Source organism: Marinobacter gelidimuriae (genome assembly GCF_000372805.1).
Lineage (GTDB): Bacteria > Pseudomonadota > Gammaproteobacteria > Pseudomonadales > Oleiphilaceae > Marinobacter > Marinobacter gelidimuriae.
The window spans coordinates 1-18,384 of record NZ_KB889887.1; the positions used below are offsets into that span (position 1 = coordinate 1).

General features: G+C 56.8%; 19 protein-coding genes and 3 pseudogenes. 15 read left to right on the forward strand and 7 right to left on the reverse strand.

Features of this window, described 5'->3' with window-relative positions; translation table 11 throughout:
• Both A3OI_RS0110195 and A3OI_RS0110200 read left to right on the forward strand, forming a co-directional pair.
• Positions 1-398: transposase (locus A3OI_RS0110195; protein WP_018404179.1), on the forward strand; the 398-nt coding region annotated here is incomplete at its 5' end.
• 244 nt (positions 399-642) lie between these two features.
• A complete protein-coding gene (locus tag A3OI_RS0110200; protein ID WP_018404180.1) occupies positions 643-987 on the forward strand; it encodes a hypothetical protein in 345 nt (114 codons plus the stop codon).
• A 24-nt stretch (positions 988-1,011) separates the two neighbouring features.
• On the opposite strand, the gene A3OI_RS0110205 is transcribed toward A3OI_RS0110200, so the two are convergent.
• The 4 genes and pseudogenes from A3OI_RS0110205 to A3OI_RS21890 all read right to left on the reverse strand — a co-directional run.
• Positions 1,012-2,310 carry a serine hydrolase domain-containing protein gene (locus A3OI_RS0110205; protein WP_018404181.1) on the reverse strand — a complete coding sequence of 433 codons (1,299 nt, stop codon included), beginning with the start codon at positions 2,308-2,310 and terminating at the stop codon, positions 1,012-1,014.
• 155 nt (positions 2,311-2,465) lie between these two features.
• The gene (locus tag A3OI_RS0110210; RefSeq protein ID WP_018404182.1) at positions 2,466-3,434 is read right to left on the reverse strand and encodes a PA2778 family cysteine peptidase; all 969 of its coding nucleotides are present in this window, start codon (positions 3,432-3,434) and stop codon (positions 2,466-2,468) included.
• A gap of 10 nt (positions 3,435-3,444) precedes the next feature.
• Positions 3,445-3,846, reverse strand: coding sequence for a PA2779 family protein (locus A3OI_RS0110215; protein WP_018404183.1), 402 nt, complete (start codon positions 3,844-3,846; stop codon positions 3,445-3,447).
• Between the two features lie 163 nt (positions 3,847-4,009).
• A pseudogene (locus A3OI_RS21890) lies at positions 4,010-4,162 on the reverse strand (transposase domain-containing protein); the annotation flags it as partial.
• Positions 4,163-4,283: 121 nt separating this feature from the next.
• Between A3OI_RS21890 and A3OI_RS23160 the strand changes: the two are divergent.
• The 6 genes and pseudogenes from A3OI_RS23160 (at position 4,284) to A3OI_RS0110245 (ending at position 9,013) form a co-directional block, all read left to right on the forward strand.
• Entirely contained in the window at positions 4,284-4,799 is a 516-nt protein-coding gene (locus A3OI_RS23160; RefSeq protein ID WP_177313703.1) for a hypothetical protein, read from the forward strand.
• Between the two features lie 39 nt (positions 4,800-4,838).
• Complete coding sequence (locus A3OI_RS19840; protein WP_018404186.1) at positions 4,839-5,669, forward strand: tyrosine-type recombinase/integrase; 831 nt, start codon at positions 4,839-4,841, stop codon at positions 5,667-5,669.
• A gap of 321 nt (positions 5,670-5,990) precedes the next feature.
• On the forward strand, positions 5,991-6,647 hold the full coding sequence (locus A3OI_RS0110230) for a tyrosine-type recombinase/integrase (RefSeq protein ID WP_018404187.1): 657 nt from the start codon (positions 5,991-5,993) through the stop codon (positions 6,645-6,647).
• A 115-nt stretch (positions 6,648-6,762) separates the two neighbouring features.
• A pseudogene (locus A3OI_RS21900) lies at positions 6,763-6,915 on the forward strand (transposase domain-containing protein); the annotation flags it as partial.
• A gap of 78 nt (positions 6,916-6,993) precedes the next feature.
• The gene (tpx, locus tag A3OI_RS0110240; protein WP_018404189.1) at positions 6,994-7,491 is read left to right on the forward strand and encodes a thiol peroxidase; all 498 of its coding nucleotides are present in this window, start codon (positions 6,994-6,996) and stop codon (positions 7,489-7,491) included.
• Positions 7,492-7,639: 148 nt separating this feature from the next.
• Complete coding sequence (locus A3OI_RS0110245) at positions 7,640-9,013, forward strand: MATE family efflux transporter (protein WP_018404190.1); 1,374 nt, start codon at positions 7,640-7,642, stop codon at positions 9,011-9,013.
• An 18-nt stretch (positions 9,014-9,031) separates the two neighbouring features.
• On the opposite strand, the pseudogene A3OI_RS23840 reads toward A3OI_RS0110245, so the two are convergent.
• Positions 9,032-9,279 (reverse strand): annotated as a pseudogene (locus tag A3OI_RS23840) (thioesterase family protein).
• Between the two features lie 94 nt (positions 9,280-9,373).
• Between A3OI_RS23840 and A3OI_RS0110260 the strand changes: the two are divergent.
• A complete protein-coding gene (locus tag A3OI_RS0110260) occupies positions 9,374-11,011 on the forward strand; it encodes an MBL fold metallo-hydrolase (RefSeq protein WP_018404191.1) in 1,638 nt (545 codons plus the stop codon).
• Positions 11,012-11,242: 231 nt separating this feature from the next.
• On the forward strand, positions 11,243-11,404 hold the full coding sequence (locus A3OI_RS22750; protein WP_018404192.1) for a hypothetical protein: 162 nt from the start codon (positions 11,243-11,245) through the stop codon (positions 11,402-11,404).
• A 27-nt stretch (positions 11,405-11,431) separates the two neighbouring features.
• On the opposite strand, the gene A3OI_RS0110270 is transcribed toward A3OI_RS22750, so the two are convergent.
• Complete coding sequence (locus A3OI_RS0110270) at positions 11,432-12,628, reverse strand: MalY/PatB family protein (RefSeq protein WP_018404193.1); 1,197 nt, start codon at positions 12,626-12,628, stop codon at positions 11,432-11,434.
• A gap of 119 nt (positions 12,629-12,747) precedes the next feature.
• On the opposite strand from A3OI_RS0110270, the gene A3OI_RS23845 reads away from it, so the two are divergent.
• The 4 genes from A3OI_RS23845 to A3OI_RS0110285 all read left to right on the forward strand — a co-directional run bounded on the left by A3OI_RS23845 (position 12,748) and on the right by A3OI_RS0110285 (position 17,397).
• Positions 12,748-13,146 carry a prenyltransferase gene (locus A3OI_RS23845; RefSeq protein WP_228702943.1) on the forward strand — a complete coding sequence of 133 codons (399 nt, stop codon included), beginning with the start codon at positions 12,748-12,750 and terminating at the stop codon, positions 13,144-13,146.
• A complete protein-coding gene (locus A3OI_RS19850; protein WP_323806877.1) occupies positions 13,092-13,640 on the forward strand; it encodes a prenyltransferase in 549 nt (182 codons plus the stop codon). Before A3OI_RS23845 ends, A3OI_RS19850 begins: the two co-directional genes overlap by 55 nt.
• A 190-nt stretch (positions 13,641-13,830) precedes the next feature.
• The gene (locus A3OI_RS0110280; protein WP_018404194.1) at positions 13,831-16,332 is read left to right on the forward strand and encodes an acyl-CoA dehydrogenase; all 2,502 of its coding nucleotides are present in this window, start codon (positions 13,831-13,833) and stop codon (positions 16,330-16,332) included.
• Between the two features lie 165 nt (positions 16,333-16,497).
• The gene (locus tag A3OI_RS0110285) at positions 16,498-17,397 is read left to right on the forward strand and encodes a DMT family transporter (protein ID WP_018404195.1); all 900 of its coding nucleotides are present in this window, start codon (positions 16,498-16,500) and stop codon (positions 17,395-17,397) included.
• Between the two features lie 89 nt (positions 17,398-17,486).
• Here A3OI_RS0110285 and bamE read toward each other — a convergent pair whose 3' ends face one another.
• Positions 17,487-17,795, reverse strand: coding sequence for an outer membrane protein assembly factor BamE domain-containing protein (gene bamE, locus A3OI_RS0110290; RefSeq protein ID WP_018404196.1), 309 nt, complete (start codon positions 17,793-17,795; stop codon positions 17,487-17,489).
• Between the two features lie 167 nt (positions 17,796-17,962).
• Between bamE and A3OI_RS23850 the strand changes: the two genes are divergently transcribed.
• Positions 17,963-18,169 (forward strand): hypothetical protein, encoded by a 207-nt coding sequence (locus tag A3OI_RS23850; protein ID WP_018404197.1) that lies wholly within the window; start codon positions 17,963-17,965, stop codon positions 18,167-18,169.
• Positions 18,170-18,384: the final 215 nt, after the last annotated feature.

Sequence of the window (18,384 nt, forward strand, 5' to 3'; positions counted from 1 at the left end):
CAACACGAAAGCGAATTGACTGGGCCTTTTTTACCAAGGAAATGCTGGAAGAGCGTTACCCAGATGCGGGAAAAGTTATTTTTATTATGGACAATTTGAATACACACAATATGGCTTCGTTATACACGGCNTTCCCACCTGAAAAAGCCAAACGTTTGGCTGACCNGCTTGAGATACATTACACTCCAAAACATGGGAGTTGGCTGAACATTGCAGAGATAGAACTCAGTGTTTTGAAACGACAATGTCTTGCAGGACGAATTGATTGTATTGAAAAGATGCGAACTAAAGTGGCTGCATGGAATACAGACAGGAACAACCGACAAACCAATGTGGACTGGCAATTCGGTACAAATGATGCAAGACGCAAGTTAAAGCGTTTATATCCGAAGTTTTAAACTATACAGTGTACTAGGGGCTGTTGACGTTTTCGCATAAGGCATTGAATAAAAAAGGCAAACTCGTAATATTAAGGCTCCTATACCACCCATAAAACGAGCTTGCCATGCCCCGATTCATAACCCACTCTGGCCACTCACTAGATGAGATTAGGGTGCGTTATGATTTACGCCCCTGGCCCGGCTGCCGCTGCTATAATCATACGATTGTGTTCTGATTCATCACCGTTGCCGAGCCCGAGCTATGCCGCAAACCTCTGTTACCGATACTCTGCGCGAATACCAGTCGTTACTGGAACTGCTGGACGACGCCTATTGGGAAGCCAGCTGCATCGCTCACAAAGACATGCTGTACGACATCATCAGTATTTTCAGCCAGGAAGTGGCCGAGCTGAACAAACTCAGCGTTCAAGACCATCACTACCCTTACGAAGTGATCACCGAAGGCATCCGCCGCATCGTGCCGAAGCTTGAGCGCCTGGACGAAGCCCGCGAACTGATCATCCAGCGCACGCAGACCCTGACCGACTTTCGCGACATTCTTTCTTCTGTACTGGGCATTCTGGAAGACCAGCTGCGCACGCTCTAGACTCCTGCCTGAAACAGCCGTAAATTACACGCCGACATGCACCCGCTGGCCTTCAGGCAATTGCGGAAACGCTGTACTGACGTTGTACAGAAATTTCCCCAGCGCCGGTAAATGATGGCCCACAATCGGGAAACCGGTAGTCAGCAGGCTCACTGAAATATCCCGCGCCGAATCTGCCCAGCAAAACTTGTTGATTAGCCCCACGTGGCCAAACGCATAACGGGTGTTTGGCCCCCAGACTCCTACCGGGTCGCCCCCCAGCATCATCCCGGCACTGAAGCGCATAGGCAGCATAAGAGTGCGATCGAGCTGTAGCGACCCAAACTGCTGAATTGCGCGCTGCACCGTAATCTCACTGCAGATGCGCTTGCCACCCCACACGCCACCATTGAGCATCATCTGGAAAAATCGCCCCATTTCCTCGGCGGTGCCATACAGATTGCCGGCGGGTATTACCACCTGCTGGAAGCGGGGGTCATTAGTCACCGCTTCCACAGATTTGATATCGCCACCCAACGCCCGCTTTACAACCCGCGATACCGGCCAGGTAGGCCGCGGGCCAGTAGCGTAGTTAGCCGCCGGCACGGTCAAATCCGCCGCTGCAACGCCATAGGTAAACCAGGTCATCCCCATGGGCTTGCGAATATAACGGTCCAGATACTGCTGAATCGTCAGGCCAGTTACGGTTTCCAGAACCCGCTGCAGCACAAAGCCGCCGGTAATAGCGTGATAAAAGACTTTTGAACCGCCTACCTGCATCGCCCGTTCCTCACACAGCAGGCGCCAGACTTCTTCCGGGTTCCACAGCACCTCAGGTGGCGTGGAACCCGGAATCGCCGGAATACCGCCGCGATGGGACAGTATCTGGTGCAGGGTGATGGTGCGCTTGCCGTTATGGGCAAATTCCGGGCAGTAATATGCCACCGGGTCCATCAAGTTGACCAACCCCTGCTCGGCTAGCAGATGAATCAAAAAGGCCGTCACCGCTTTCGACGCGGAGAAATAACAGACGGGTGTGTCTGTTGTCATCGCTACTCGCGGCGTATCAACGCTGTCGTCCGGGCCGTTACCGCGGGCATGACCGATAGCGCGATGCAGCACCGACTCGCCCCGGTGACGCAATGAAATCTGGATACCCGGATGCACACCGGTGCGGTAAAGACTCTCAACACTGCGCCATACCGCTTCCACCAATTCTGGACGCAACCCTACAGCCACAGCGTTCTCCCCAGCCGTGTTACGGCAGGTGACGCTGGCAAGGTCCTTGGGCACTCTGCACGTGTGAAGGGCGCGGCGAGTGAGTGCGTTGATGGGGTTGAGCATGTTATTTTTCCATGTGGGCACGGCACCATATTTACGCGCTTGTCGCGTGGATTAAATTGTTATCCGATCTAGCCCAAAATACACTAATTATTACGGCCGAGCAGGTGCGCAGTGCAAAAGAATCCGGGCGTATAACCCTAAGCGCAAGGCCTCTTTCAATACGCCGCCGGTGCCGGGCAGTCGCCGGTCATGCCGGTATCCGCTGACTTGGGGAGCAATGATTCCGGGGTGATCACAAAAAAACGGTCTGGGGCCAACCGGTTCGCGAAGGTCGAGGCCGTCTCTGCCGCCTCGGTGCAGCCTTGCTTCAGCCGCGCTTCGGCGAGGTTGTTCCAACCCGATGCAATGCCTGGAAACCGATAGGTCATGGCCTGATAGTGTTCGGCTGCCGCGGCCCAGCGACCTTGTTGATAGGCAATGTTGCCCAGCCCCAATAACGCAGCGGGCTGATCCGGCCAGGCTTTTGCCGCGGCCAGATAGGCAGCTTCCGCTGCAACAGGCTGTTGTGTGGTTTCCAGATCATGCGCGGCCACCAGGTAAGGCAACGGCTGTGCCGTTACCGGAATTTGGCCTGGCGGCACTATCATTCGGGCCCACCGGCCTGAGCGATCCCAGGTCGCCATGAAAACGGAGACTTTCTGCCGGTAGCCTTGTTCCGTTCCGGTGTGAAGAATCAGCGCTTCCTGGGCACTATCAAACCCGATAACCACGGCAAAGTGCCACTGCGGCCACCAGTTGAAACGCAGGTTTTGCAGCACCAGCACCGGGTGGCCCGCACTCACCTCGGTCAATACGCTGGTTAGGTCGGGATCCAGCGGGTACACCAGCATGCCGTATTGGCGCGCAGCAGCCACCATTTCAACCTGCAACGCTCCCTGGCGCTCTGGCAGGTACACCCGGTCAATCAACTCATCAGGAGTGGCACTCACGCCCTGTGCATTCAGCATCATCGCCAACGAAGCGGGGCCACACTGATACTGTTCCTGAGGATGAAATGGCACGTCCGTGAGCTCAGCGCTTTCGAAGCCAGTTGGCCACTGCGGCCGGCTGGCGCACCCTGAGAGCAGAACCCCCAGGAATGCGGCCGTGAGTAGCTTGCTTGGTTTCAACAAAAAAGCAAACATGCTGATGTCATTACCGCAGGCACCTGACGAACGGGAAGATATCAGTGGCGCAAAGCATATCGGTGATGATGAACACCAGCAGAAACAGCACGATGATACCGACAACGCCTTCACCGGCCGGTGCCGCAGCCAGTTGTTGTTTGAAGTCCGCCAGCTCAGAAGGTGTCAGGCTTTGAATGCGGTCACGCACTTCCTGTTCCCCGACCCCCATGCTGGCCAGAGTACCTTTTACATCATCGCGCTCCAGCATCTCCATCAGGGCCTGGCGGTCAATATCGGCACGCTGCTCTGTTAATAATTCGCCGGTGCCGACAATGCTGGCAGAGGCGGGTATTGCCCACATTGACGCCAACATCATAACCATCGCCATGATGCCTGAAATAGATTGCATGTAGCCTCTGATTGCCTGCATGGTTTGTTCCTCAGATTCTTCTATTGTTTGGGTGTATGTTGTTGGACCACTTAATATACCAGTGTAGCCGCTTTTAGAAAGGTTTTCGTTAAAACCGGGTTATTCACAGCAAATCTCGGCCTAGCTCGGCGTTCTAAGCGCCCTTAAATCGACCCACTTGTCCTCAGTCGAGCTGCGGCACTTTTTTTGAGGTTCGCTCCAGATCCACGTTCCATGGCAGCAGTGCTTCCAGCTTTTCCAGTGTGTCAGCCTCGGCAACGCGCTCTAGCACATGCTCTATGTAAATCGAGGGCTTGAGGCTGTTGGTTTTAGCGGTTTATGCCGAACCCAGAACTATGCCGCATCCCCCATTCGGAAGCCTGTATTCCCCGGACTTGCCGTCAGCCTATTCGGCATAGTTTGATCTCTCTCCCGTCATTCGATGAGGAGTAGAGGACATGACTGCCAATGCATACTTTACGTTACCAAAGGTACTTCGACGACTGCACGAAGGTCCGTTGGGGGATTACGTTAATCTTTATGCCGCACAACTGCTGAGAGAGGGGCATTGCTATCAGAGTGGGACGCGCTGTATCCGAATTGTGGGTGATTTCAGTCAGTGGTTGGCCCGCAAGCATTTCAATATTAGTGACGTGGACGAGAGCCTCGTGGTGCAGTACCTTCGTTTCCGGACGCAATACCAGCGGCCGTTTTGCAGCGACCGACCTGCACTTTGCCGACTTCTCGGACTGCTTCGACAGATCGATGCCATCGCGCCACAAACAATTATCCCGCCAAAGCCACTTGAGCAAATCGAACAGGACTTCGAGCATTACCTGTTACGAGAGCGCGGACTTTCTCAAACAACGGTGATTCGACATCGCCCCCGCTGCGGAAGTTTCTTCAGGAATGCTGTCGCGAGGGAACGGCAAGGTTTCCGAGACTTTCCTCGGAAGACATTGTCCGTTTTATAGCCGACCACGCTCATGACCATTCCCCGAACAGCAAGATCCATGTGCTGGACGCTGCGCGCATTCACTCGTTATTTGGTGTACAGGGGGTCTATCGTTGACGATCTCGCCGCCGCTGTTCCCAGTGTGCGGAGCTGGCGATTCGGACCACTGCCTGATCATCTTCCACCTCCCAAGATCCAGCGTGTGCTCGATGGCTGTGACCGGACAACTGCGATTGGGAAACGAGACTGTGCAGTGCTACTTTTGCTGGCACGCCTCGGATTGAGGGCCAACGAGGTTGCCACACTGGCGCTGGAAGACATCGACTGGCACTCGGGCCTCTTGACTGTACGGGGCAAGGGCCGTCAACTCGCCGTTATGCCCTTCTTGTCCGAGGTCGGCATTGCGCTGGCTGATTACCTGCAGCACGGACGATGGACGACCGACAGTCGCCGGGTATTCATCCGTTCACTCGCTCCACACCGAGGATTCACGTCATCGAGCAGTATCTCGATGATCGCTGTCTCTGCGCTGGAGCGGGCCGGAGTAGATGTGCCTCGTAAAGGTACCCACATTTTTCGCGACAGCCTTGCAACTCAGCTGTTAGGTGCCGGCGCTTCGTTGACGGAGATTGGCCAGGTTCTTCGGCACCAGAATCACGACACGACGCGTCTTTACGCCAAGGTGGACATCAACGCTCTTCGTAAACTCGGGCTGCCGTGGCCGGGAGACACGCCAGTTGGGCCATACATCTTGCCGATGTGCGCGGCTTTGCCCGGTATCTGCGCAATAGCGAGCCGCGTACAGAGATTCCTCCAACAGGACTCATCCCGCGTTCTGGACGAATTCGCCCCTACCGCTACTCCGATACGGAAATACAAACACTGCTGACAGCTGCATTGGCGCTGCCCCCCGAGCAAGCGCTTCGACGGTGGACATACCACTGTCTGTTTGGGCTCTGTCGCGCCAGACCGGACTCCGGGCTGCGACCGCTCACACAGGCCCGAGGCTGCACGATTTTCGTCATCGATTTGCGGTGGCCACGTTGCTCGACGGGTACCGGGCCGGGAAGGATGTGGACAACCTGATGCCTGTGCTGTCGACGTATCTCGGTCATACGTGCATTCGTGACACCTATTGGTATCTGTCAGCTTGCCCCGAGCTCATGGAACACGCCACGCGCCGACTTGAGAAACACTGGGAGGCATTGCCATGAACACTCCCACTCTACCGGCTCTGCTGGAACGCTTCTTTACCGATCGGTTTATGCGTCAGCGACACGTCAGCGCGAACACCATAGCGTCCTATCGCGACACCTTCCGGCTGCTGCTTGCTGTACAGACAGGTTTGCGACTTTCCGAACTCACAGGTCTTGATCGCGCTTCGGTTGTGCTGGGCAGCGGTGCCCACGTTCATTGTCTGGGTAAGGGCCGGAAGGAGCGGTGCACACCTCTTACACGCACTGTCTCGAGGGCAGTCCAGGAATGGTTAAAGGAACCGGCCAGGTGTGACAGCAAGGCATTGTTCTCGACAAGACAAGGCCGGCGACTGAGCGCCGACGCGGTCCAGTACCTTGTTGCAAAATATGCGGATATCACGCGGCAGCATTGCCCTTCACTAAAACAGAAGCGGATCACCCCGCATGTCCTGAGGCACAGCGCGGCAATGGAGCTGCTTCAAGCGGGGGTAGACTGTTCAGTTATAGCATTGTGGCTGGGGCATGAGTCGGTTGAGACCACCCAGGTTTACCTTTATACTCATATGGCTCTGAAGGAAGCTGCGCTGGCAAAAATAGATCCATTAGGGAATGCCGGAATAAAGCGCTATCAGCCCGGAGATGAACTGCTGGCGTTCCTGAATAACGTGTAACTGATCGCAAACTATGCCGAATCGGCACCGTTAGTGAAAGACCCAAAATGGCGTGGTGCCGGCTTATTTACGCAAACGACAAAGCCAGTTCGGCATAGTTCTGGGTTCGGCATAAACCGCTAAAGCCAACAGCCTCAAGCCCTCGATTTACATAGAGCATGTGCTAGAGCGCGTTGCCGAGGCTGACACACTGGAAAAGCTGGAAGCACTGCTACCGTGGAACGTGGGCCTGGAACGGGCTTCAAAAAAAGTGTCGCAGATCGACTGAGGACAAGTGGGTCGATTTAAGGGCGCTTACTATTATAAAGTCTGTTTTTCTGACACTTCCATTCTTAAGGAGAATGTTATGAGCAACGTAACACTTGGCGGCGATGCCGTAGAATTGAGCGGAAACTTCCCCCAACCTGGCGAAACCATCCACCCTTTTACCCTGACCAACAACAGCCTGGAAGACGTTAAACTCAGCAACTGGGACGGCAAACGTAAAATTCTAAGCATTTTCCCCAGCATAGATACCGGCGTGTGTGCCGCATCTACCCGCAAATTCAACGAAAAAGCCGCTGATCTCGACAACACCGTGGTGTTGGTGATTGCCGCAGACCTGCCCTTTGCCTTTGCCCGTTTCTGTGGCGCCGAAGGCCTGGACAAAGTAATTTCCCTGTCCAGCTTCCGCAACTACAGCTTTCAGCAGGACTACGGCGTCGCTATGCAAACCGGCCCGTTGGCAGGTTTGTGCGCCCGCGCGGTGATTGTTCTGGACGAGAACAACAAAGTACTGCACAGCGAACTGGTTGGCGAAATCAAAGACGAGCCCAACTACGATGCCGCTCTGAACGCTCTGTAACCAGCCATAACGAGTGCCGGTATCGCGCCTGCGGTGCCGGTTTTTTTACTTTGCGTTGCTATTCAACTCAACGCGCAAGTATCCAATGCCCCGGCGCTTGCTGCTACACTGCCCGACTTCATTCAGAACGCACATCCGGATTGCCCCTGTGAGTCAATTAGCCACTAACGCCAGCACCGGCGCCAGCCTGCCTCGCCAGCTTTACGACATGACCTGGCCGATGCTGTTCGGTGTGTTATCGCTGATGACCTTTCAGCTTACCGACAGCGCGTTTATAGGCCAGCTTGGCCGCGACCCGCTGGCGGCACTGGGCTTTACCATTCCCATGCAGCAACTGGTCAGTGGCATGTATGTGGGCCTGGGCATTGCCACCACCGCAGTAATTTCCCGCACTCTGGGCCAGAACAACAGCGATCGCGCGCGCCAATTAGGCGGACTGGTAGTCATAATTGGCGCTGCCCTGGTGCTGGCGCTGTGTCTGATGGTGTGGTTCGGTCAGCGCCCGATTCTGACCCTTCTGGGCGCCGAGCCTGAACTATGGCCGGTTATCCGCCAATACTGGGCGCCTTGGCTGATTGCAGCCTGGATCGGCGCTATGGTGTATTTCGGCTACAGCCTTTGCCGCTCCCACGGCAACACCAAACTGCCCGGCGCGGTGATGGTGGCCACCAGCCTGCTCAACATCGGGTTGGACTGGCTATACATCTTTTATTTTGGCTGGGGCCTGCCCGGCGCGGCCTGGGCCACCGCCACCGCTTTTGGCCTGGGCGCTCTGGCGATCTTTCCGCTGCTGTTCAAGCGCGGCTGGCTGGGGTTTGATCTGGCCGGCCTGCAGCTGGCTCGTGCTGTACGCCAGTTGGCCAGCATTATGGCGCCGGCCATGGTCAGCCAGATGATGCCGCCAATGGCCGCGGTGCTGGCCACGGCATTAGTCGCCAGTTTTGGCTCTACTGCCGTAGCGGCCTGGGGGTTGGGGTCGCGGCTGGAGTTTTTCTCGATTGTGGTGGTGTTGGCGCTGACCATGTCGATGCCGCAAATGATCGGGCGCATGCTGGGCAGGGGTGAAATAGAGAATGTCCGTCGCCTGGTGCGCCTGGCCGTGCGGTTTCTGGTGGTCTGGCAGCTGGCCATTGGCCTGTTGTGGCTGCTGGGATCCGGCCTGGTGACCGAATTGTTCACCACCGATGCGGAGGTGCAAAGCATTCTGGCCAGCTATCTATGGCGGGTACCGCTGAGCTACGGTGGGCTGGGCGCCTGCATGCTGATGGTGTCGGTGTGCAACGCCCTGGGGCTGCCGCTGCGGGCGCTGCTGATTTCCACCTTGCGACTGTTTCTGTGTTACCTGCCCATGCTCTGGCTGGGCAGCCAGCTTAATGGCATTCCCGGCCTGATGACCGGCGCGCTGGTGGGCAATTTGCTGGCCGGCATGATCGCCTGGCAGCTTTACCGCGCCGGTATGACAAGGCTATCCGCAAAAAGCAGGCAAGAACCCGGCGAAGTAACTGCCCGTAATGCCGGTTAGGCGAACGTTAAGCGAGCCTCAGGCGGCGAACTTCAAGCGAAAGCTATCCGGCATGGGCGTTACCTGTTTTTCACCATAATCAAAAAATACAAAACCGTATTTGGCCTGCGCCACTGCAGTGCCGTCCCGTTCGCGGGTTACGCGGAATACAAAATCACCGCATCGTTACCCAAATGATTGGCACCATTGAGATCGGTGCTGCGCACTGCCAGACGAGTTTGAAAACAAAACACCTGTTCGGGAAATTCCAGTTTTATTCGAACCACAATCCATTCGCCTATGCCGAGAAATGAGGTATGTTGGCATAATCACGCAAAAATCCCAATTGCGTTATATTGACCACTGACTGCTGGTAATTTTATGGATATTCGCCCCGCTGCCACTCTTGCTTTGATCCGCGATAGCGACAAGGGTCTTGAGGTGCTGCTGCTACAACGTACCTGGAAAGCCTCTTTTCTGCCGGGTTATTTCGTGTTTCCCGGCGGCGCGGTGGATGACGCCGACCAAGCCTGCCGCGCCCACATTGCCGGCCCTGACGATAGCGCCATCAGCCAGACCATGAGCCTAAGCGGGGGCGGCGCAGACTACATGGTGGCGGCATTGCGGGAATGCTTCGAAGAAGCCGGCCTGCTGCTGGCGGTTAACGATAACGGCGAACTGGTCAGCGCAGACCACCCCATTCATCAGTCACGGCAGGCATTGTTTCGCGGCGACGTGAGCTTGCAGGGGCTGTGTCTGCAACACAATCTGATTCTGCCTCTGGATCGGCTGGCTTACCTGAGCCACTGGGTAACCCCGCCGGGGCCACCGCGGCGCTTTGATACCCGCTTTTTTGTGGCGGTTACCCCAGAAAACCAGATCGCCAGCCACGATGGCGAAGAAACCATTGACCACTTGTGGATAACCCCGCAACGGGGCCTGGCGGAATACCGCAGCGGCGAACGCCTGTTCAGCCTGCCAACCTTGCGCACCCTGCGGGTGCTGCACGATTTCACCAACACCGGCGAGGTTATGCGTTACGCCCATGCCAATCCGCCCGAGCCTTTGCCCAGCGAACCCTGGCCCGCCAGACGCCGCGATAAAACCATCGTTCTGGAACCCGACGCGCCGGCGTACGATGAAGCCCGCAAGCTTGACCCGGAAGGCGCAGGCACCACCAACGCGGTGATTGTCCCCGGCGAGCCGGTAGAAATTGCCGCGGGCGTTATCCGCCTGACCTCACCCAACCCGGGCGTGATGACAGGGCCGGGCACCAACACGTACCTGGTGGGCCACGATTGTTTCACCGTGATTGACCCGGGGCCGGAAGACCCCGCCCACATCGAGCGCATTCTTCAGTTAACCGGTGGCCGTGTTGATCAGGTGCTGGTAACCCACACCCATCAGGACCATTCACCGGCCGCCAGCCTGCTAAAACAACGCACCGGATGCCGGTTGATTGGCCGCACCGCACCGGCAGGCGCGTCACAGGACAGCAGTTTCAACCCGGATGAGGAGCCCGAACACGGCGACCTGATTGCCACAGACGCCGGCATCCTGAAGGTTTTACACACGCCGGGCCACGCATCGAATCACCTGTGTTATTTGCTGTTGGAACAGGGAATGCTGTTTTCCGGGGACCACATCATGCAGGGATCCACCGTGGTGATAAACCCACCAGACGGCGATATGAAGGCGTACATGGATTCGCTCTATGATTTGCTAGCCGAACCGCTGAGTTTTATTGCACCTGGCCATGGCTTCGTGATGGCGCGGCCAGAGGCGACGGTAGATTATTTAATTACCCACCGATTGACCCGCGAACACAAAATTGCCCGGGTGCTGAAGAAACTGGCACCGGTCAGCCTGGAAAAGCTTACCGCCAGCGCTTATGACGACGTACCGGTGACGATTCACGGGGTGGCCGCGCGCTCGGCGCTGGCACACCTGCTAAAGCTGGAGCAGGAGGACCGCGCCAATTGCAACGACGACGTCTGGCATGCCACCCGCCATACCTGATTACGCCGATACCGGGCGCAGAAGGTTCATGGGCTCGACTCCTTGTTTGATGACAAAAGCATGCTACTGAAATATTCGTTCAATCCGCCACCTATCATCCCAAATCCGGCGAAGGCTTCATGAAAACGGTATTAAACCTTTGTCACAGCCATATCAACCATCTATAAAGCGCTCTAATCTGTCTACCTTCAGGCTCGGCAAAAGCCGGAAGTCACGATTACAAGAGGTAGTATGGCCAGCAAACACAGGGTGATGATGGCATTTTGGCAGCACTTGGCCAGGCGTTCTCTGGCAAGCGCCATAGTTGTGGCGGGCGCTTACCACCTGGGTACCAAAGCTGACAGCCCGGGATTTCACACCAGCGGTGACGACCTCATCGACAACGATGGTTAAGCCACCACCCCACCATTCATCGTGAATCTACTGCCGAGCGCTAAGCGCCGCCTGGATACGCTCGATCACCTGCTCCAGGGTGGCTCGCGGGCAGCCGATGTTCAGGCGCATAAAACCGCTGCCATTGGCGCCAAACGAGCTACCCGGATTCATACCCACACCGGCCTGCTGCACAAACAGGCGTTTCAGGCCGGTGTCGTCTAACCCCAGTGCGCGGCAGTCCAGCCACATCAGATAGGTGCCCTCGGGGGCGCTCACTTCTATGCCCGGCAGGCGCTGGGCAACCTGGTTCACCACAAAGTCGCGGTTGGCCTGCAGGTAATCCATCAACTGGTCCAGCCAGGGGCCGCCGTGGCGGTAACCGGCTTCGAAACCGGTTACGCTGAACGGATTGCTCTGGGGCATGTGGAACGATTCCAGCACATCCGCCATTTTCTGCCGAAGCCCGCTGTCTGCAATCACCATGGCCGACAAACCAAGGCCGGGGATGTTGAAGGTTTTACTAGGGGCAATGGCGCTGATCAACTGGTCGTCGGGGCGCGCAAGGGCCGCTAGCATACGGTGGCGGTGGCTGTCGGAAAACACCAGGTCGCAATGAATTTCATCGCTCAACAGCACCAGGTTGTGGCGTCGGCAAATGTCGAGCACCGCCGTCAGTTCGGCTTCAGACCACACCCGCCCGATTGGGTTATGGGGCGAACACAAAACCAGCATCTTTGCCTGCGGGCGCGCTGCACATTGCTCCAGGTGGGCCAGATTCATGCGGTAGTACAAGCTGCCGTCTTCCTGCTTTTCCGCCAGCAGCGGATTTTCCAGAACCTGGCGCCCGGTTTGTCGCACCGAACTGAAAAACGGCGGGTATACTGGCGGCTGTATAATCACTTCGTCGCCCGGATCGGTACACGCCATACACGCGGCATTTAACGAGGGCACGACACCCGGTGCCATCAGCACCCATTCACGCTCGAAACTCCATTGGTGACGCTGGCGAAACCAGTCGCCCATGGCGCTGTAAAGGCTGTCGGGGAACATCGTGTAACCGTATACCGGGTGCCGGGCGCGCTCGCTGAGCGCGTCGGTCACTGCTTGCGGCGCGGCAAAATCCATATCGGCTACCCAAACCGGCAGGACATCGGCGCGGCCAAACACCGCTTCGCGGGCGTCCAATTTTACCGCATGGGTGTTTTCCCGGTTTACCGGCTGATCAAAATCTGTGTGGGACACAGGTCACTCCCTGAAATTGCCACAAGCAAGGTCGTTCGCCGTTGCGAGCCTGACTCAAACTTGAGGTTATAGTTGATTGATAGCAAAGTATCAGCATACATCACAAGGCCCCGTAATCCATGTCTCAAACCGCCGTCATTATTCGCACTTCCCGCCCCAACTTTCTGGTGATGGCCCCGCTGTGTGTGGGTCTGGGAGTTGCGCTGGCCTGGCGGCTGCCAGGAGCTCCGCCGCCCATCTTAGACACCCTATTGGTGTTCATGGGTGCGCTGCTGGCCCACGCCGCGGTGAATATGCTGAATGAATACGAGGATTTTACCTCCGGACTGGATTTGCACACCCGCCGTACGCCGTTTTCAGGCGGCAGCGGCGCCCTGCCACAGCTGCCGTCGGCGGCGCGCTCCGTTTTACTGGGAGCACTGGTTACATTGGGTCTGGTAGTGGTTATTGGCTTGTATTTTTTATCGCAACGGGGCTTGCCGATGCTGATACTGGGGGGGCTGGCGTTGCTCTGGTGATCACCTACACCCGCTGGATTACCCGTTCGCCCCTGCTGTGTCTGCTGGCGCCCGGGCTGGGGTTTGGCCCGGTGATGGTACTGGGGACGCTGGTAGCGCTGGGGGCGCCGATCAACGCCGCGGCCGTCGCGATGTCTGTTATCAGTCTGCTGCTGGTAAGCACACTGCTTTTGATGAACCAGATTCCCGACGCCGAAGCCGATCGCCGTGGCGGCCGTTATCACGCGGTGATCGTGCTGGGCGTTTATAAAGCTGCGTGGCTGGCAGGAGCCATGCTACTGGCCAGTTATGGCGTACTCGCGCTGGCTCTGGTCAGCGGCTGGTTGCCGCCAGCAACGGCGCTGGGTTTTATAACTTTGCCGCTGGCGTTATGGATTACCTTTAAATTACCCCAGGTAGCCGACGATCATCACCGCCTACCGCCGGTTCTGGCCATGAACGTAGCAGGCCTGCTTGCCACACTGGCTTTGCTGATTATCGGGCTGAGCATGTAACGGGAGGCGGTGATCACGCCCTCAGCTCGTTTCAGTGTTGCTGACTGTCGCTGTTTGTTACAGTATTTAATCGATATCACAAATCGTTACAGGGCGCAGAGTGCGACCCGCTCTACAGGGGCCTGCTATAGTGTATGTTCCGGGCATCATGAGTTGTTCCGGACATTTTTCATTGTGACAAGGAGTTGCCATGAGTGTTGTGCTTCTGTTGTTGAGCGCGCTGGTACTGATTTACCTCAGTATTGGCGGAAAGACGGCCAGCGTTGTGCTGAGCGTTGCTACGCTGATTGGCCTGGCCCAAGACGACTGGCATCTGGTCAGCTTTATCGTCGGCGGGCTGGCCCTGGCTTTGGCGTTAATTCTGCTGAACTCCAGCGATCTGCGACTCAATAAGTTCAGCAGGCCTTTGCTGAACTGGGTGCGCTCACGCTTGCCGCAATTGTCGGATACCGAAGCCGAAGCGCTGAAGTCCGGCTCGGTGGATTGGGACGGCGAGCTGTTTTCCGGCAAGCCACAGTGGTCGAAACTGCTGGGCGCAAAGCCGGCGCACCTGAACAGCGAAGAACAGGCGTTTCTGGATGGCCCGGTAGAGGAACTCTGCGCCATGCTGAACGACTGGGAAATCACCCACGAGCATTACGATTTGCCCGAAAAAGTTTGGGCGTTCATACGCGGTAACGGCTTTTTCGGGCTGGTCATACCCAAAAAAGACGGCGGCATGGGATTTTCAAACACCGCGCACTCCGAAATCGTGATGAAAATATCCACCCGCAGCGTGTCAACCGCGGTCACCGTGATGGTGCCCAACTCTCTTGGGCCCGGTGAGCTGTTGATGCACTATGGTACCGATGCCCAAAAGCAGCATTATCTGCCACGTTTGGCCGGCGGCCAGGAAATTCCCTGTTTTGCTCTGACATCACCGGTGGCAGGCTCGGATGCCGGCGCTATTCCAGACAAAGGCATTGTGTGCAAAGGCCAGTGGAAGGGCGAAGAAGTACTGGGCCTGAAAGTCACCTGGAACAAGCGCTACATCACGCTAGCGCCGGTGGCCACCCTGATTGGGCTGGCCATCAAAGTGTATGATCCAGACGCCCTGTTGGGCGACAACGCCGATATTGGTGTGACCTGTGTGATGGTGCCGCGGGAAACCGATGGCGTTCACGCCGGCGCCCGCCACTTGCCGATGAACACGGTGTTCATGAACGGCCCGACCTGGGGCAACGACGTATTTATTCCCATGGATCAGGTGATCGGCGGCCAGGACATGCTGGGCAAAGGCTGGACCATGCTGCTGGAATGCCTGTCCATAGGTCGTTCTATTTCGCTGCCGGCTTTGGGCACAGGCGCCGGCAAAGTTGCCAGCCTGGCCACCGGTTCTTACGCCCTGACCCGAGAACAATTCGGCCGCTCTATCAGCCAGTTTGAAGGCGTGCAAGAAGCGCTGGAACCCATCGCCGGTTACACCTGGATGATGGACGCTGCGCGCTTGCTCACGGCAGGTATGCTGGACCGCGGCGTACGCCCGGCCGTGCCTTCTGCGCTGCTGAAATACCGCAACACCGACCTGATGCGCATTGTGATCAACCACGCCATGGACGTCGTTGCCGGCCGCGGCGTTATTACCGGGCCACGCAACTTCCTGGCCCGCGCCTACCAAGCTATACCCATCGGTATCACCGTAGAAGGCGCCAACATTCTTACCCGCAGCCTGATGGTGTTTGGCCAAGGCGCCATCCGCTGCCATCCGTTTATTGTTGACGAAATCGCCGCGGCTGGCATGGAAGACCAAAATCAGGCCGCCAAAAAGTTCGATGGCGTTTTCTACAGCCACCTGGCACACACCACCCGCAACGGTTTGCGCGCACTGGTGCTGGGCCTGACCGGCGGCCTGGCCGAACCGGTGCCGCGCCAAGGCAACCTGAAACCTTACTACCGCCAACTGGCGCGCTTTTCGGCGGCCCTTGCGCTGATGACCGATGTTACGCTGCTTTCCGTAGGCGGCGGCCTGAAGGCTCGCCAGCGCCTGTCCGGGCGCATGGCCGACTGCCTGGTACAGCTGTATTACGCCACCGCAGTGATCAAACAATGGCACGAAGAAGGCTATCCGGAAGAACAGCGCCACATGGTGGAATGGTGCCTGAAAACCTGCCTGCGCGATTTGCAGGGTTCCATGCGTGAAGCCATCATCAACTTCCCGGTTCCAGCCCTGCGCTGGCCCCTGCGATTGTTGGTGTTCCCCTTGGGCGCGACGGGCCTGAATGGCCCCGACGACCGCCTGGGCACCAAAGTGGCCGCCAGCATTGTAGAAGACACACCGCTGCGCCAGCGCATTCACCGCGGCGCCTATATACCCACAGACAGCAGCGACTCTCTGGGCAGGGTGTTGAACGCCTACCGTCTGGCCAACGAAACCACCGACATGCGCGCTCGCTTGCACCAAGCTATTCGAGACCGCGATGAAGACGACCTGGACGGCATTGCCCTGCTGATGGGCCACGAACGCAAACAGCTGGTCGACTGGGCCTGCGCCCAAGGCGTAGTGAAAGCCAATGAGTGCGAAAAACTGGAAGAGGCACTCACCGCGCTCTACGACGTTATTCGCGTGGATGCGTTTGACAGCGACGGCCTGAAAGAGCTGTCAAAGTGCGCCACTGGCAAACGCAAAGTGGTCGAACGCCCCGCAGGACACTGATCGCTGAGCCGGCAATCCCACAAAGATTGCCGGCTCCTTCATTTCGATAGCTTAGTTATTAAATAGGTACTTACATATTAGATAGGTACTAAACGGCATTCAGGCTGGCCAAAGGCACGGCTATACTGCCTTGCTGAATCCATTCCGCGTTTTCTGAGGTTATTCATGTCCGGCAAAACCGTTGGCAGCGCCATCTTTCTGCTGGTGATCGGCAACGCCATGGCGTTGATTTCCGATGTTCTGATAAAACTGCTGGATCCCGGCGCGCCCATATTCCAGTTCGCCTTCCTGCGCTGCGTGCTAACTCTGCTGCTGCTGTTACCGCTGGCCAAAAAAATAGACCGCCGCCAGTTTTTTGCTGGCACCGGCATTCACGCCATCCGCGCCCATGTTCACCTGATTGGCATGCTGTGCATGATCATCGCCCTGGCCAACCTGCCCCTGGCCACCGCCAACGCCGTATTCTACGCCGCGCCCATACTGGTGATGCTGTTATCAGTCGTCATCTTCCGCGAACGCCTCACACCCCTAAGCGTGATTGCCGTATTCAGCGGCTTTGCCGGCATTATCCTGATATTAAGACCCATAGACTTCACCTGGGCAGCGTTTGCGGCCCTGGGCTCGGCGTTTTCACTGGCCATCAACGCCGTACTGGTGCGTAAACTGCCAAAGCAACAGACCACCGTGCACAAACTGGTCCTGAACTACCTGCTGATTATCCCGGCCGCCGGCGCACTGGCCATCTGGGACTGGCAGCAAGGCTCACGCTGGAGCACCGACCTGGTCATCATCGCCGCCGGCTCCTCCCTGTTCATACTGGGTTACAACATCACCGTACTGCTGGCCTACCGCCAGGTAGACGCCAACCAGGTCACCAGCGCCGAATACACCGGCCTGATCTGGGCTGTCGCGATCGGCTGGATATGGTTCAACGAAGTCCCGGATTTATGGTTCCTGGCCGGCAGCCTGATGATCGTAATACCGCTAATCTTGATCGGCCTGACCCAAAGAAAAAAATACCCGGCAAGAGGCTTCAACCCAGCGCTGCGAAATTCAAAAAAATAGAGGCCGCAAGCGGCAGAGTGACGGGAAACTGGGGACAAAACAAGACGGGCTGCATTTGCAGCCCGTCTTGTTTATTCACTCTTCGCGATTTACAGCGTGGCGTTATAATTGTAAGACTGCACCACTCCGTTGCCATCAAACGTGATAATCAGGTCTTCGGTTTTGTCGTCGCCAAACGCAGACCAGCGATACTTGCCGTAAGTCCAGGTGCGCTTACCGTCTTTCATACCGGTACGCCAAGGCTCACCGAACAACGCCTGCACTTCTGAGCGAGTGGTTTCGTTGACTGTAATCTGGTCAACATTGTGGGTGGCAAAATCCTGGCCCACAGATGCACAACCTGCAAACGTCAGGGTAGCGGCCATCAACACGGCTGCTGAGATTTTTTTCACAAACATCGCCTTCACTCCTGTGGAAACTGCTCTGCATTTTTCGACCTGTATTATAGCGCCAATCGGGTGACAGAAAAAACAAACCCAACCATAATACCTGCAAGAACCCATTATAAACTGGGGTAGGCTCACCCGCTCTGCGGGCCTGTCATCCAGCATGGAGAGATTCACCTTTGCCTGTAGAAGAACCCGGAAGCCTGCTTATCGCCACTGTCGCCTTCAGTGCGCTGGTTGCGACCGTGGTGCTGATTCATCACAAAGTGCTGGTGCGGTTGAGCAGCGTACTGGGGAAAAGGGGTAATCATCACCATTTCCGCCTGATTGTGACCGTGCTGGGGGTTCTGGCCGCTCATGCTCTGGAAGTATGGATTTTGCCATAGCGTACTTTGCTATGCACCATACCCTGGGCTGGGGGCTGCTGGTTGGTAACTTTAACGGCACCCTTCTGGACTGCGTCTTTCCTGTTTATGAAAATGCAGCGTTACTGGCCACGGCGTTAAAACACCCCGCAATACATTCATTACTTGAGCTGAATCAAGATTGCTTTTTTAACAACCATTACTCTTACAGCCAATACGAATCGAACCTTGGAGAT

Excerpts from the sequence above, each read along its gene's own strand:
- A3OI_RS0110200 (WP_018404180.1), top strand. The coding sequence starts at position 643 with ATGCCGCAAACCTCTGTTACCGATACTCTGCGCGAATACCAGTCGTTA.
- A3OI_RS0110205 (WP_018404181.1), bottom strand. The coding sequence starts at position 2,310 with ATGCTCAACCCCATCAACGCACTCACTCGCCGCGCCCTTCACACGTGC.
- A3OI_RS0110210 (WP_018404182.1), bottom strand. The coding sequence starts at position 3,434 with ATGTTTGCTTTTTTGTTGAAACCAAGCAAGCTACTCACGGCCGCATTC.
- A3OI_RS0110215 (WP_018404183.1), bottom strand. The coding sequence starts at position 3,846 with ATGCAGGCAATCAGAGGCTACATGCAATCTATTTCAGGCATCATGGCG.
- A3OI_RS23160 (WP_177313703.1), top strand. The coding sequence starts at position 4,284 with ATGACTGCCAATGCATACTTTACGTTACCAAAGGTACTTCGACGACTG.
- A3OI_RS19840 (WP_018404186.1), top strand. The coding sequence starts at position 4,839 with ATGTGCTGGACGCTGCGCGCATTCACTCGTTATTTGGTGTACAGGGGG.
- A3OI_RS0110230 (WP_018404187.1), top strand. The coding sequence starts at position 5,991 with ATGAACACTCCCACTCTACCGGCTCTGCTGGAACGCTTCTTTACCGAT.
- tpx (WP_018404189.1), top strand. The coding sequence starts at position 6,994 with ATGAGCAACGTAACACTTGGCGGCGATGCCGTAGAATTGAGCGGAAAC.
- A3OI_RS0110260 (WP_018404191.1), top strand. The coding sequence starts at position 9,374 with ATGGATATTCGCCCCGCTGCCACTCTTGCTTTGATCCGCGATAGCGAC.
- A3OI_RS22750 (WP_018404192.1), top strand. The coding sequence starts at position 11,243 with ATGGCCAGCAAACACAGGGTGATGATGGCATTTTGGCAGCACTTGGCC.
- A3OI_RS23845 (WP_228702943.1), top strand. The coding sequence starts at position 12,748 with ATGTCTCAAACCGCCGTCATTATTCGCACTTCCCGCCCCAACTTTCTG.
- A3OI_RS0110280 (WP_018404194.1), top strand. The coding sequence starts at position 13,831 with ATGAGTGTTGTGCTTCTGTTGTTGAGCGCGCTGGTACTGATTTACCTC.
- A3OI_RS0110285 (WP_018404195.1), top strand. The coding sequence starts at position 16,498 with ATGTCCGGCAAAACCGTTGGCAGCGCCATCTTTCTGCTGGTGATCGGC.
- bamE (WP_018404196.1), bottom strand. The coding sequence starts at position 17,795 with ATGTTTGTGAAAAAAATCTCAGCAGCCGTGTTGATGGCCGCTACCCTG.